This is a genomic window from Nitrobacter winogradskyi (assembly GCF_006539545.1).
Taxonomy (GTDB): domain Bacteria; phylum Pseudomonadota; class Alphaproteobacteria; order Rhizobiales; family Xanthobacteraceae; genus Nitrobacter; species Nitrobacter winogradskyi_A.
Genome location: NZ_BJNF01000059.1, coordinates 57,746 through 71,072, shown reverse-complemented (window position 1 = coordinate 71,072; position 13,327 = coordinate 57,746). Strand labels below are relative to the sequence as shown.

The 13,327-nt window shown below is 64.8% G+C and carries 18 protein-coding genes; 12 read left to right on the top strand and 6 right to left on the bottom strand.

What is annotated here, in order from left to right:
• Window positions 1–124: 124 nt before the first annotated feature.
• Together NWI01_RS11475 and NWI01_RS11470 are read left to right on the top strand one after the other, a co-directional pair.
• A complete protein-coding gene (locus NWI01_RS11475; protein ID WP_141383971.1) occupies window positions 125–466 on the top strand; it encodes a type II toxin-antitoxin system RelE/ParE family toxin in 342 nt (113 codons plus the stop codon).
• Window positions 463–744: a helix-turn-helix domain-containing protein gene (locus tag NWI01_RS11470; protein WP_141383970.1), complete on the top strand. Its 282-nt coding sequence runs from the start codon at window positions 463–465 to the stop codon at window positions 742–744. Before NWI01_RS11475 ends, NWI01_RS11470 begins: the two co-directional genes overlap by 4 nt.
• Before the next feature lie 53 nt (window positions 745–797).
• Here NWI01_RS11470 and NWI01_RS11465 read toward each other — a convergent pair whose 3' ends face one another.
• From NWI01_RS11465 to NWI01_RS11445, 5 genes are all read right to left on the bottom strand, one after another.
• A complete protein-coding gene (locus NWI01_RS11465; RefSeq protein ID WP_244613730.1) occupies window positions 798–2,231 on the bottom strand; it encodes a tyrosine-type recombinase/integrase in 1,434 nt (477 codons plus the stop codon).
• Between the two features lie 197 nt (window positions 2,232–2,428).
• Window positions 2,429–4,114 carry a recombinase family protein gene (locus NWI01_RS11460; protein WP_141383969.1) on the bottom strand — a complete coding sequence of 562 codons (1,686 nt, stop codon included), beginning with the start codon at window positions 4,112–4,114 and terminating at the stop codon, window positions 2,429–2,431.
• Between the two features lie 18 nt (window positions 4,115–4,132).
• Window positions 4,133–4,411 carry a hypothetical protein gene (locus NWI01_RS11455; protein ID WP_210242964.1) on the bottom strand — a complete coding sequence of 93 codons (279 nt, stop codon included), beginning with the start codon at window positions 4,409–4,411 and terminating at the stop codon, window positions 4,133–4,135.
• Between the two features lie 49 nt (window positions 4,412–4,460).
• Window positions 4,461–4,883: a type II toxin-antitoxin system VapC family toxin gene (locus tag NWI01_RS11450; protein WP_141383968.1), complete on the bottom strand. Its 423-nt coding sequence runs from the start codon at window positions 4,881–4,883 to the stop codon at window positions 4,461–4,463.
• A complete protein-coding gene (locus NWI01_RS11445; RefSeq protein WP_181410451.1) occupies window positions 4,880–5,125 on the bottom strand; it encodes a FitA-like ribbon-helix-helix domain-containing protein in 246 nt (81 codons plus the stop codon). Before NWI01_RS11445 ends, NWI01_RS11450 begins: the two co-directional genes overlap by 4 nt.
• A 456-nt stretch (window positions 5,126–5,581) precedes the next feature.
• Between NWI01_RS11445 and NWI01_RS11440 the strand changes: the two genes are divergently transcribed.
• The 3 genes from NWI01_RS11440 (at window position 5,582) to NWI01_RS11430 (ending at window position 9,740) form a co-directional block, all read left to right on the top strand.
• The gene (locus NWI01_RS11440) at window positions 5,582–7,636 is read left to right on the top strand and encodes a ParB/RepB/Spo0J family partition protein (protein WP_141383966.1); all 2,055 of its coding nucleotides are present in this window, start codon (window positions 5,582–5,584) and stop codon (window positions 7,634–7,636) included.
• Window positions 7,637–8,302: 666 nt separating this feature from the next.
• Window positions 8,303–8,602, top strand: a complete 300-nt coding sequence (locus NWI01_RS11435) for a DUF736 domain-containing protein (RefSeq protein ID WP_141383965.1) — start codon at window positions 8,303–8,305, stop codon at window positions 8,600–8,602.
• Between the two features lie 295 nt (window positions 8,603–8,897).
• The gene (locus tag NWI01_RS11430; RefSeq protein WP_141383964.1) at window positions 8,898–9,740 is read left to right on the top strand and encodes a DUF932 domain-containing protein; all 843 of its coding nucleotides are present in this window, start codon (window positions 8,898–8,900) and stop codon (window positions 9,738–9,740) included.
• Between the two features lie 158 nt (window positions 9,741–9,898).
• On the opposite strand, the gene NWI01_RS11425 is transcribed toward NWI01_RS11430, so the two are convergent.
• On the bottom strand, window positions 9,899–10,126 hold the full coding sequence (locus tag NWI01_RS11425) for a helix-turn-helix domain-containing protein (RefSeq protein ID WP_141383963.1): 228 nt from the start codon (window positions 10,124–10,126) through the stop codon (window positions 9,899–9,901).
• Window positions 10,127–10,297: 171 nt separating this feature from the next.
• Here NWI01_RS11425 and NWI01_RS11420 point away from each other — a divergent pair, with 171 nt between their 5' ends.
• The 7 genes from NWI01_RS11420 (at window position 10,298) to NWI01_RS11390 (ending at window position 13,324) form a co-directional block, all read left to right on the top strand.
• A complete protein-coding gene (locus NWI01_RS11420; RefSeq protein WP_053555788.1) occupies window positions 10,298–10,570 on the top strand; it encodes a DNA -binding domain-containing protein in 273 nt (90 codons plus the stop codon).
• A 146-nt stretch (window positions 10,571–10,716) separates the two neighbouring features.
• Window positions 10,717–10,938, top strand: coding sequence for a transcriptional regulator domain-containing protein (locus NWI01_RS11415; protein ID WP_141383962.1), 222 nt, complete (start codon window positions 10,717–10,719; stop codon window positions 10,936–10,938).
• Window positions 10,939–10,978: 40 nt separating this feature from the next.
• A complete protein-coding gene (locus NWI01_RS11410) occupies window positions 10,979–11,500 on the top strand; it encodes a DUF2285 domain-containing protein (protein ID WP_210242963.1) in 522 nt (173 codons plus the stop codon).
• Window positions 11,501–11,629: 129 nt separating this feature from the next.
• Window positions 11,630–11,896 (top strand): helix-turn-helix transcriptional regulator, encoded by a 267-nt coding sequence (locus NWI01_RS11405; RefSeq protein WP_015459426.1) that lies wholly within the window; start codon window positions 11,630–11,632, stop codon window positions 11,894–11,896.
• Complete coding sequence (locus NWI01_RS11400) at window positions 11,893–12,399, top strand: DUF2840 domain-containing protein (RefSeq protein ID WP_141383961.1); 507 nt, start codon at window positions 11,893–11,895, stop codon at window positions 12,397–12,399. Before NWI01_RS11405 ends, NWI01_RS11400 begins: the two co-directional genes overlap by 4 nt.
• Window positions 12,396–12,953, top strand: a complete 558-nt coding sequence (locus NWI01_RS11395) for a S26 family signal peptidase (RefSeq protein WP_141383960.1) — start codon at window positions 12,396–12,398, stop codon at window positions 12,951–12,953. Before NWI01_RS11400 ends, NWI01_RS11395 begins: the two co-directional genes overlap by 4 nt.
• A 35-nt stretch (window positions 12,954–12,988) precedes the next feature.
• Window positions 12,989–13,324, top strand: coding sequence for a DUF736 domain-containing protein (locus tag NWI01_RS11390; protein WP_141383959.1), 336 nt, complete (start codon window positions 12,989–12,991; stop codon window positions 13,322–13,324).
• Window positions 13,325–13,327: the final 3 nt, after the last annotated feature.

The window sequence follows — 13,327 nt, the reverse complement described above, 5'->3', positions numbered from 1 at the left end:
TAGGGGGGCTTGAAGGTACCGTGCGCTGGCCGGTCACGCCTTGGGCCGGCCTACCGCGCAACGAGATCCTAGGCTAACTCTGGGCTTGTCAAGAATATACAAAAACTTATATATTTGGGATTAGATGGTTGAGCTTTTAAAGCCACTGGAATTCCGAGGGTCGGCTCTCGCCGATCTGCGGACATTTCCGGGCGCCGCTAGGCGTGAAGCCGGGTTTCAGCTCGACCGGGTGCAACGCGGGTTCGAGCCAGGAGATTGGAAGCCGATGGCAACCATCGGCCAGGGTGTCCGGGAGATACGGATTCGGGGCGAGGACGGCGCGTTCAGGATCATCTATGTGGCGAAGTTCGCCGAGGCGGTGTTCGTGCTGCACTGTTTCCAGAAAAAGTCGCAGCGAACGTCACGGGAAGACATCACTTTGGCGACCCAGCGTTACAAGGAACTGGTCAGGGAATTGAAATCATGAGCAACGAGAGATTTGCCAGCGTTTGGGACGCCATTTCCGAGTCACCCGCCGAGTCGGAGAACATGAAGCTCCGTTCAAGCCTGATGATAGCCCTGACCGAGCATATCAAACATGAAGGGCTGACGCAGGCCCAAGCGGCGAAGCTGTTGGGGGTGAGCCAGCCTCGCATATCCGACCTCAACCGCGGCAAGATCGATCTGTTCAGTATCGATACCTTGGTCAACATGCTGTCGGCTGCCGGCCTTCATGTTGAGGTGCAGGTGGCCAAGGCGGCTTAAAAGAGCGTTCTCCCTTTCGACCGCATGTTATCTGCTCTATGGCGAGTGCTGTTCTATCCTTGCACCGAGCTTTGAGGCGAGTGCGCCCGAGAAACCGGGCGGAGACGTATTATCGTTGCGCCCGCCGTCTTCCTGATCTGCGGGACTTTCACTTCGCGCTGTTCGAAGGCTTCTCGCGCACACGCCACCTGCCGTCGCGCAGCGCCACGGCCTAACCAGTCGCGAAGGCTCGGCTGCGTCGTCAACGCATCTCCGAGTGCTGCAAAGATGGTATTGCTGATCGCCTGCTGCTGCGCGCGCAGATGATCCTCCAGCAGCTTGTGCCGTGTGATGTAGCCAGAATTCACGCCAGGAACCGAATGGTTCATCAGCATATGGGCGTCGAGTTCGGAGACGCCGGCAGGAGTCGCGACGGTGCGATACGTCTGGCGCAACTCGTTGCCCCACTTCGAGAGCACCTTTCGATCTTCTTTTTGCTCGGTCAGATGGCCATCGGTGCCATCGGCGGGAAACAGCCAGTTTTTTGCCTCATAGGGGTGCATCTGCCGGCCGAACCGAATGGACCGCATGAGGCAACTGATCATCTGACGGGATAGCGGAATATCGAAGGCGCGATCAGCGCCGCCCTTCGGGCGCGGGATGTGAAGAATCCGGCGACGCAGATCGAGATGTTCAAGCCGCGCCTCTTTCAAGGCTCCGGGGCGCGATGCCGAGAGCAGGGTGAAGAGATGAAACTCGCGACGAATGGGATTTTTGAGTTTCGCAACCTCGGCGAACCAATCCTTCAGGTCGGCCACGCCCATCCCGGTGTCCCGGCGCTTCTCACGATTCCAATCGACGCTATCGACGGGATTGTCGGCCGGCAGTTCTCGATTGGTCTTGCGCGCATGATTGTAGATTGCGCGGAAGGTGCGCATGCTGCCATTTGCGATATAAGGTCCCTTCTGTTCACTGATGGCGTCGTGCTTGGCAGCGACTTGACCCGGGTCGTCGCCGAGTTGCTTCAAGGGCGTGTCCAGCCAATCCTTGAAAATGCGCTCGACGTGATCGCGATAGCTTTCGATCGTCCGCGCGCTTCGGTTCTTGCGCTCCATCGCGATTTTGTACCGCGCCCACGCCTCCTTGAGGGTGATCCCGACCGGGCCGGGCTTTTGTTCGTTTGCGAGGTCGGCGATCGTTGACGCCTTCGTGGCTTTCTCGTTGCTCTTGGGATGAATGCCGCGGCTGATTTGGATCAGATATTCCTTGGCGACCGCACGCGCTGCACGGGTCGAAAGTTCTCCGGAATCGCCAATCGCGATGCGAATGGTGGAGGCGCGCTTGCCTTGTTCGCGCAGGTCGCCCTGGACCATAAAGGTCTTCTTTCTGGCTCCGACCATCAAAAAGAAGCCCTTTTGGTCGGTGTCCCGGACAATGTAGCGCCCATTTTCGGGCGCTGGCAGACGCTCGATTGTCTTATCGTTCAAGGGGATACGCATGTCGGTCATTTGCGGACCCTCGCGATTTCTGAAACGGTTTTTGAAACGGTTTTGGCGGAATGAAGTGTCAGAAGGGCTTCCTACGCCACCATCGGAGATTGTGCGATAGTGCGTTGAATTTCAAATGGAAATATGTGAATTTAGAGAGTTAGAAGGGCAGCCGGATAATGCCTCGTACGGCGCTTTTTGAACTACGAATCTGGGGGTCAGAGGTTCGAATCCTTTCGGGCGCGCCATTTCGGTTCAAAGGCACGAACGCCTAGCACCGCCGCCTCTACGCCAGAGGCGGCGGTTAGCGTTCGGAGCAGCTCGCTGCGCAGGCCGCGAATACGGACCTCTTTCCGGCTGACCACCTCGACCCGCTGGGCGACCGCCCGCACCTGATCGCGGGCGAAAGTGCCGTCGCCGTTCCGCAGCTTCTTTTTCAGGGCGGCTGCAAAGGCGCGCAGGCTCTCCGGCGTGATCGCCGGGCCGATCTTCACGATATGGGCAAGTGCGCGCTCAGAATCTCCCTTGGCCTGGTCGCGCGTCGCGGTCAGCTCGGCGATGCGATCCTTGAGCGACGGATCGCTTACGTCGATGACGCCATTCTCGATCGCGGCGTAAAGCCGCTTGAGCTTGGCTTCCGCCTCGGTCGCGCGTCGCTCAAGATCGACGACATGCTCGCGGCGCTGATTCACCCACTCGTCGCGGCGTTCGAGGATCTGATTCATCAGAGCTTCGAGCCGCGCCGGGTTGAGTAGCCGCGCTTCGAGATGATCGACCACGGCCTCATTAAGCCGATCCATAGGAACGGTGATGCCGGGACAGCCGGTCGCGCCCTGCCGCGCCTTCGTCGAACAGGTATAATAGCGATACTCGCGCCCGACGCTGCTGGTGCCGGTGCGCAGCGTCATCGCGCCGCCGCAGCACGCACAGAAGCAGATGCCGGTGAGCAGCGTCGGGCCGCCCACCGCCATCGGCGCCATCATCTTTGGGCTGCGCGCCTTGAGCGAGCGCTGGACCGCCTCAAACTCGGCTTCCGAGACGATCGCCGGCACTTCCATGACGGCGTGCTCGCTTTCCGGTTTCGGCGTCCTCGTCTTGTGATCGCGAGTGTTGAAGCGATGCTGGCCGATATAGGTCGTGCGGGTGAGCACCTGATGGACCGCGCCCAAACCCCAGCGCCCGCCGTCGCGGGTGCGGATGTTGTTCTCGTTGAGCCAGCTCGCGATGGCCTTGAGGCCCATCGGTCCCCGATTATCGACGCCGTTCAGCGCCATCCGGTAGATGCGCCGCACCGTCTCGGCCTGGATCGGGTCGATCTCCAGCTTCTTCTTGATCTTCGCGCCGCGCTCGCCGGCCGCAACCACGCGATAGCCGATCGGCGCCCGCGCGCCATTCCAGAAGCCTTGCCGGGCGTTCTCCTTCATCGCCCGCAACGTGTGCTTGCCGTTCTCCTTCGACTGATACTCGTCGAACAGCGTCATGATCTGGCGCATCATGATGCTCATCGAATCGTCGCCCAGGTCTTGCGTGATCGAGACGAGCTTCACCCCGTTCTTCGCGAGCTTGCGGACGTAGAACTCGAACTGAAACTGGTCGCGGAAGAACCGTGAGAAGCTGTGAACCACGATGACGGTGAACGTCGGCGGCTTGGTCATCGCCGCGTCGATCATGGCTTGAAAGGCAGGTCGGCGATCGTCGGTCGCGGTATTGCCCGGCTCGACGAAGTCGGCCGCGACTTCCCAACCTCGCGCCAAGCAATAGCCTTCAATCTGGCGGCGTTGATCGGGAATCGACAGGTCGCTCTCGGCCTGCCGGCCGGTCGAAACGCGCAGGTAGAGCGCGGCACGGGCGGTCGCCACGACCGGCGCCTCATCCTCATCTCGTCGCGGGGCGGCGCCGGTCATCACGCTTCACTCCTCCCTTCACGGCAGCGGGCCGAACAGCTTATCCAGCTCTTGCCGCATATGGCCTTCGATCGCGCGCAGCTCGGCGTCGCCGATCGGAATCTGCTCCGGCCAGTCGTCGGTGACGACGATCGGCCCGTCATCCTCGCGCGGCCGACGCGAAGCCCGGCGCGGTGCAACGCAGTTGGTGTAGTCGTGCAGGTCATCCGGGCTTTCGGCCCAGCGACGAGGCGTGCGGCGACGGACTTTGCGAGGAAGGGCCATCTCGACACGCTGCCGCGTGTCCGCACCTCGCACAAAGGTTTCATCGCGGCGTAGCGCAGATAGGGACGTGCGGCGGCGGGTGTCATGCTTCGCCCCACGGATCGACGACCGTTATCCCGCACTCGGCGAAGTCGCGCACATTGCGAGTCGCCAGTCGCGCGCCGCGTGAGTGCACGATAGCGGCGATTTGCGCGTCGATCTGACTGATCGGCTTGCCGCCCTGTTTCCGCCCGGCGGCAATTTCTGGATAGGCGCTGGCCGCGTCGGTATCAAACGGCAGCACGCGCCCGGCAAGATCGACGTCAAACATGAGGCGCGCGGCGGCTAGCAGGTCCTCGCGGCGGCGTCCCTCGGGAAGCAATGCCAGTCCGTAGAAGATTTCCGCTTGCGTCAGCGTTGTCGTGAATACGCCCGCCATCGGCTGCTCGGCGATCCACGCCATGACCCTCGGGTTAGGCTCGCGCCGCATAAGCTCGGAAATGACGTTTGTGTCGAGAACGATCATTCGCCGAAGTCCACCGCCCGGATAGGCTCGCGGGACAGTTCAGGCAGATCGACGCCGCCCAGCGCGCCGAACCTTTCATGGATGGCCTGCCCCAAATTGCGAGGCCGCGGGATTTCGGTCGAGAGCGCTGAACGCAGGATGTCCCGGGCCTCATCTTCCATCGACCGGCCGTGCATCGCAGCGCGCAGGCGCAGACGATTTTTGATCGCATCGTCGATGTTTCGGATCGTCATAACTGCCATACGCATCTCCATAAGTCATTGACTGCATATTAGGCGATGAAGCGAGAAATTGCAAGATTCAGGGGTGGCGCCTCCCTGCGGGACCGCCGCTCTATCTCCGCTGCGCTCCGACCGAGCCCCTAACGGGTCTCGTCCCTGCCGGGTGACAATCAGCATGGCGGAATGGCGCTCGCGCGCCGTTCGGGCAATCCGCCGCGCGGATTGTAGTCGTTCCGGTCTGCGGAGATCGGGCCAGGGCTGCGCCGGCCCGATCGCCGTTGGTCGTTTCTCTCCCCGTCGATGGGGTGGGCGACGCTTCCCTCTAGGCCCGCCGCGCCGGGCCGCAACGCGCTGTTGGCGCGTCCTCCACTGCGTTGCGGTCCTGCGGATGCTGCCCGGCTCCGCCGGCGGGCCTGCCGGTCGCTTCTTCGCCGCCCACCCCATTCCGGGGTGAGTGCGGTTTTTAGGAGAAGTGTGATGAACGCTGTTACCGAAACCGTAGCCGCCGAGCCTGTGTCGGGCGTCGAAATCTTCGTGCCGCTCGCCAAGCTCAAGAAGTCCCCGCGCAATGCCCGCAAGGTGCCGCATGGGGAGGCCGCTATCGAGGCGCTGGCCGCTTCGATCCAGCATAAGGGGCTGATCCAGAATCTCGTCGTGGAGCCGGAAACCAAGGACGACGGGACGCCGACCGGCAATTATTTCGTGACCGCTGGCGAGGGCCGCAGGCTGGCGATGCTGCTGCGCGCCAAGCGCAAGCAGTGCAAGAAATCCGAACCGGTGCGCTGCTGGCTGGACACGCAGAACGACCCGTCGGAAATCAGCCTCGACGAAAACGTGACCCGGACCCCGATGCACCCCGCCGACCAGTTCGAGCGGTTCCGCGAGCTTGCGGACGGCAAGGGCTATGGCGCGGAAGAAATCGGCGCGCGGTTCGGCGTGTCGGCTGGCGTGGTGAAGCAGCGGCTTCGCTTGGGCGCGGTCAGCCCGAAGCTGTTGCAGGTCTATCGGGAGGACGGGCTTACCCTGGACCAGCTTATGGCCTTCGCGATCACCGAGGACCATGAGCGGCAGGAGCAGGTGTTCGCCAACCTACATCACAACCGCGAGCCGTGGATCATCCGGCGCGACATGACAGCCGCCAACGTGCCCGCCGATGATCGCCGGGCGGTGTTCGTCGGGGCCGACGCCTATGTCGAGGCGGGCGGCAACATCATCCGCGACCTGTTCAGCGAGGATCGGGGCGGGTTCTTCGAGGATGCGGGCTTGCTCGATATACTCGCAGTCGAGAAGTTGCGCGACATTGCGGGCGAGGTTCAGGCCGAGGGCTGGAAATGGACCGAGGCGCATATCGACTATCCCCACGCCCACGGGATGCGGCGCTTCTATCCGCAGTCGGTTCCTTTGTCCGACGAGGACGAGGCCCGACTGGAGGCGCTGTCCGCCGAGTATGACGAGCTTGCCGAAGGCTATTCGTCCTATGACGAAATGCCCGAGGATACGGCGGCGAAGCTGGAAGCGGTGTCCGACGAAATCGACACGATTTCGGCCAAGTGTTCGGCCTACGACGCCAATGTGATCGCGCATGGCGGCGCGTTTGTCGTGTTGCACCACGATGGCAGCGTTCGGGTCGAGCGCGGGTTCGTGCGGGCCGAGGACGAGGCGCTGGCGGACCCTCAGCCGGAGCCAGAGGAAAGCGATGCGACCGAGCCGCAGATGGGCGACGGCGAGCAGCCGGAGGACGGCGATGAGGACGTGCAGGATGCCGACGAGGACGAGGAACCGGGCAAGCCGATTTCCGACAGCCTCACCCGCGACCTGTCCGCCCATCGGACCTTGGCGCTTCGCGTAGCGCTGGCCGATCAGCCCGATATGGCGCTGATCGCGCTGACCCACACGCTCACCGCGCAACTGTTCTACAGCTATGCGGAGGCCGGTTGCCTTGAGGTTCGTCCGACCGTGACCCCCTTGGGGAGCCATGCGGATGGGATCGAGGATACGCCGCTGGCCGCGCGGGCGAGCGAGCAGCACGAGGCATGGGCCGAGCGGATGCCGCGCGACGTGGCGGACCTGTGGGGCTTCATCGTCGGGCTGGACGAGGCGAAGCGGATTGCGCTGCTGGCGCATTGCGCGGCGCGCACCGTCAACGCCCTGCGGTTGCCGTGGGACCGCAAGCCCCGGTCGCTGCAAACGGCGGACAGGCTGGCGGGCGCGCTGGCGCTGGACGTGGCGAAGGACTGGACGCCGACCGTGGACAGCTACCTTGGCCGAGTCACCAAGGCGCATATCGTGGAGGCCGTGACCGAGGGCGTGTCCGAGGACGCCGCCCGCCGCATCGCGGACATGAAGAAGCCGGACATGGCGCAGGCCGCCGAGCAGCTTCTTTCCGGGACCGGCTGGCTTCCCGCCGTGTTGCGGACGCCCGAACCGGGGGGAGCGGACCCCGCACCTGTGGAGCCGGAGGACGCGGATAGCGTGGAGCAGCCGCCCGAAGTAGAGGATAGCGAAGCGTCCTATGCTGTCGCCGCCGAATAGCGGCAGGGGCCGGGACCGCGCGAGCGGTCCCGGCTTCCCGTCGTAACCGGCGAAAAATCGCGGCCGCGCCCGTTGGGACGCGGCCGCTTTCCCATTGCAAAGGCGTCCCGCTCCGAGGGCGCGCGGCAGCCTGCTGATGGCGGATCGACCGTTGCGCTTCTGGGGCTCGGTTCGCCGAGTGATGTTGCAGACCCGCGCGGCGGAATCGCTTGGCGACGATGATGCGGGCGGTGAGCGACGTCCTATTCCTGCCTCACGCTGGATCTCGGCGAACACATAGCAGAGGGTCGATGGCGTCCGCACTCCCGTCACCTCCGCGAAGGATTACTTGCGAGGTGATCCCGGCACGGGCCAGCAACGCAGCAATGCCTCCGACTGACAATGCCTCTGATAGCCACGGCGTAGAATTTCCGGCTCGGCGACAACCGCGCGGCCTCTCGATTGGCTTGATCTAACTGGGGCCGGCTTCGCCTTGATCGGCCTGGCGCAACGGCGCCCCGCGGCTTTTTTCCGCCGCCTTCGGCTTTGCATCGCGAAACAAAAAAGCCGCGCGTCGCCATCCTCCGCTGCGCTCCGGCCGCAAGCGGTGCGCGTCCGATCATCCCCGCTTCACCGATCGCCATCGAGGCCGCGGCGGTCGTGGCCCGAAGCGAAAGGAACTTCGACATGGCTACCATCGGCACCTTCACCCAGGGGGGCAACGGCTCCTTCAGCGGAACCATCAAGACGCTCACCCTCAACGCAAAGGCCACCCTCCGTCCGATCGACAAGGAGAGCGAGAAGGCCCCCGATTTCCGCCTCGCGGTCGGCACGGTCGAGTGCGGCGCGGGATGGAAGAAGACCAGCCGCGAGAACCGCGACTATATCTCGGTCAAGCTGGACGATCCGACCTTCGCGGCTCCGATCTACGCCACTCTGGTCGAAACCGAGACCCCCGGCGAATACGCTCTCATCTGGTCGCGCTGACCTCGACACGGCGCCCCGCTCCCTCGGAGCGGGGCGCCTTCGTGTGCTGGTCCGCCGGTTCATAATACTAACGGGCCAGTGGCCCGGCATGTTGTGAGGTGCTTGGGGCGCTGCCCCCAGCGCCCTTCGGAGCGGCTTCCGCCCAGCTTCCTCCACCCCCGGATCAGGTCCGGGGGTTCCGTGCAGCCGGTTCCCCGCGAAGCCGCCCACTCCGGTTGCACCCCCGGTCTCGCCGACGGGCAGGGTTTCAGCGCGGCGCTCCGCTGCGCGGAAACCCAAGCCCAAGGAGGTCAGAATGCACTATCAGCTTGCCACCCGGTTCGGCCGCAACGCCCATCAGATCAGCGGTCGGGAGCCGCTCGACAATGAGGCGCTCTATCGGCACGTCCCTTCGATCTTCGCCCGCGAGGCGCACGACAGCCGTTCGGACCGCTATGTCTATGTGCCGACCATCGACATCATCGAGGGGCTGCGCCGGGAAGGTTGGTTCCCGTTCTTCGCCGTCCAGTCAGTGCCGCGCGACGGCAGCCGCCACGGCCACGCCAAGCACATGCTGCGTCTGCGCCGGGACGAGGGCATCGGCAAGTCCGAGGCCGCCGAGGTCATCATCGTCAACAGCCATGACGGGACCAGCGCCTATCAGATGTTTGCGGGCATGCTGCGCTTCGTCTGCACCAACAGCATGATTGCGGGCGAGCGCTTCGAGGAAGTCCGCGTGCCGCACAAGGGCAACATTCAGGACGACATCATCGAGGGCGTTTATACCGTTGCCGAGGATTTCCCCCGGCTGATCGACGCCAGCGAAGCGATGAAGGCTGTTCGGCTGTCCAAGGACGAGCGCCGGTTGCTCGGCGAGGTGAGCCTGGTCGCCCGCTATGGCGAGGACGAAAGCCCGTTGCGGCCCGAACAGATCATCGAGCCGCGCCGCCGCGAGGACGTTGGCGACAGCCTGTGGACCACGTTCAACGTCATTCAGGAGAATGTCGTTCGGGGCGGTTTGCAGGGTCGCAAGCGCAACGCCGAGGGTCGCATACGCCGCGCACAGACTCGCGCCATCAACGGCATCGACCAGAACGTGACGCTCAACCGCGCGCTCTGGACGCTGGCCGAGGGGATGCAGCGCCTCAAGGCCGCCTGACCATCCGCCACCGCAGGGCCGGAGCTCCGGCCCTGCGGCTTCGCCGTTCTGCGCCGATCTGCTGTGCCAGATCGGCAGCGGCCGCGCGTCCCAAGGTTCGCGCGGCCGCAATCGCGCTCGCCGGGCTGGCGCCCGGCTCGCGCTCGAGTTCGGCGAAGCTAGTCAGTCTCGGACGGGTCGACTTCGGCCACCAGATCGGCGGGCGTGACGCCAAGCGCCGAGGCCAGGTGAAACAAGGTGACAACAGTCGGGTTACGTCGGCCCCGCTCCATATCGCTGACATATTGCTGCGTAAAGCCCGACGTCTCCGCAAAGCGCTCCTGGGTAAAGCCCTTATCCTTTCTCAGCCTGGCAAAGTTCAATCCCACGAGGCGGCGCATGTCCATGCGCGGCAAACTGGACGATACACCCTATGCGGTTTATCTCATATAAGGTGTATCGTCTTACGGGCGCTCACCATCGCGGCGATAGGTGCACTGAACGATGCGGGACTTGCGCATAACCGAAGGACGGATTTGGTCTAGGTTGGTTAACCGGGGGACATGACGGGGCACGCCATGAGCAGATGTCAATTCGAGGACCGCGTGCCGGAGGCGGCGCAACTCACACCATACGACGAAAGCCACCTTGCCGACTATCTGCGCCTCCTCGATGCCGATGCCGAAGGGGCGGATTGGCGTCAGGCGGCTGCGTCGGTGTTCGGCATCGACGTGACTGCCGAACCCGATCGGGCGAAGGCGATGCATGAGAGCCATCTTGCGCGCGCAAGGTGGATGACGGAGATCGGCTACGCGCATCTGCTCGGCTGCGAACAGCCGTTAAAAGGTTAGGATTTCAGCAGATTCGGCAGCAATTCATTGCTGACTCAGCCGCGCAGCCGACATGGCTGCGCGCAATGTTCGCGCTATCGCGGCGAAGCGACGCCGCTGATGTTCCATCCACCGAAATCCGCGCGGAGCGCGGTTGGGAGGATGAAATGCCGACGCCGCCTGGGCGTCGCCAGCGACGCGCCGGCGGTCTGTCCGACGCGCTCGGGCGCGCCGACATAGCCGCCGAGTTTCTTCGACGAAACCGCACCTATCGCGCCGAATATACGCAGATGCAGCAGCGCATCGCGAGCGGCGCCGTCGCGAAGAACGCCGCCGAGTCGGCGTTCGCGCGGCGCTGGGGGTTATCCTTTCGCCACGGCGCCCGATGACCTGACCGACCCCATCATCTGGCGGCCGGAACTGTCCGCCGTGACGGTCATTCTCGACGCGGCCCCGGACGGATTTGCGAGCGCTCAGCCGGTCGATCCGCACTCGCTCGGCGCGCTTCTCGCGGACCTGGCGGGGATCGACGGGCGCCACGTCATCGTCGCCGACGCAGCCGGCGAGCATCGGTTATGGCTGCGTGACCCGACCCCCGGCCGACCGCTCGCCGCTATCGTCCCGCTCGACCGGGACTTCGTTACCCGCATCGCCAGCCTGTTGCGCTTCCATCGCCGGTTGCTCGGCCGGGAGGCCGGACCGTTGCCGCGCGGCTGGCCGCTCACACCCTATCGCTTAGCCCGCCTAAACCTGATCCTCCGCGCCCTTGATTTGCGTGATGGTGGTGCAACCTATCGCCAGATCGCGGTCGAGCTGGGGCGCGAGGACGCGACCAAGCTCTCCGCGACCGACTGGAAAATGTCAGCGTCCCGGTCGTTTGTGGTTCGGCTGGTCCGTGATGGCATCGCCATGATGAAAGGCGACTACCGCAAGCTGCTCCGCATCCGCTGAAACGCCCACCCGGGCACCCAGTTGCGGGGGGTGGTCACATCCGCGCAGCCGCACATCTTCATACCCCACCCGGCCGCTTCCATTCTGACAATTACGCCTCCTGCCGCCAACGTCCGCAGGAGCCGTCACTTGTCCGATACGCCCACCAACTTACCGCCCCGCTTCCTGCGCACGCCGGAAGCCGCACGCTTCCTTGGCCTTTCCGGCCGCACGCTGGAGAAGCACCGCTACTTCGGCACCGGCCCCGCCTACCGCCGGATCGGCGGTCGCGTCGTCTATTCGGTCGATGACCTGCGGGCCTGGGCCGACATCGGCATCAAGCACTCGACCTCCGATCCGGGTCAGGACGACCTCATGCCGCGCGCGGATTCGGCCATCGCCCGGAGCCGGCGATGACCGTCCCGCCGTCACCCATGCGTCACCGCCAGCCGTCCGACGACGGCATGACTCGCGTTGAACTGACCTGGATCGAGAAGCGGATCGAGCACTGGATCAGATTCGGCCGCGTCGCCGCCGACGAGATCGTCGATCGCCGCCGCCGCATCGTCCGCTTCCGGCCTGGCGCGATCTTCGCCTTCGTCCGCTGGGCGGCGAACGACTACGGCACGGTCAGCTCGCGCATCGACATCGTGCGCGCGGTCGACGCGGACGAGCCGTTCACGACGCTTCCGTTCGTGCGACCGGGCGGAGAAATCCTGCTCAAGATCGAGGGCTGGCCCAAAGTCAGTCAGGTTCTCGCCGCGATCGACGCGGCGGAGGCCGCGGGCGTCGATCCGTGCGACGCCGCACCGGATCACTGGCGACACGTCGCCAACCGCATCGCCGCCGGACATCAGCCGCGCCCCTATACGCTGGAGCGTCATCGCGCCTGGCTCAAACGCCGGGAGATCGAAGGATGACGCGCCGTGGATGGACCATCGCGACGACAGCCGCCGCGTCGCTGTTCGCCGTGTCGTTCACCGCCGTTGCGGTGCTTGACCCGCTGCCGCGCCTCATCTGGAACGCCAGCGCCAGCGCACCGCTCGGCCTCTACCGGATAGAGCCGGAACGCGATCCACCAGTCGGCGCGCTGGTCGCCGTCACGCCGCCCGAGCGGCTCGGCCAATGGCTGGCCGAGCGCGGCTATCTCGGCGAGGACGTGCCGCTCTTGAAGCACGTCTCCGCCAAGGCCGGGCAGCGCGTGTGTCGGATCGGCGTGACGGTCAGCGTTGATGGACGGGCGGTTGCCGTCGCCCTGATCCGTGACCGGATCGGCCGTCCGCTGCCCGCGTGGCAAGGTTGCCGCACGCTCGCAGCAGGCGAGCTGCTGCTGCTCAATCCCGATCATCCCGACAGCCTGGACGGGCGCTACTTCGGGCCGCTGCCGGCCTCGACCGTGCTCGGCCGCGCGATCCCGATCCTCACCCGCGACGACCCCGAAGCGCCGCTGACGTGGCGTGCCGCCCGGTCCTGACCCGTATCCAACCCGCCAAACGAAAGGACATTCCCATGCAGATCGGCAGCTTTTTCCGCACCGCCAACGGCTATGAAGGCATCATCGAGACAGCGACGCTCGACATCCGCATCTCGATCGTTCCCGCCGACCCGACCGACGCCGAAAAGGCGCCGGACTGGCGCGTCCACCGCGGCGACGGGGGTGAAGGCCCCGAGATCGGCGCCGGATGGAACGAGACCGGCGAGCGCGCTGGCGATTACGTCTCGCTGCGCATCGACGACCCCGCGTTCGCGCAACCGATCCGCGCCGCGCTGTTCCAGAGCGCGAACGACAAATCGGCCTGGTCGCTGCGCTGGAACCGCCAGCCGAAGTCGCGCGAGCAGGACTGATCC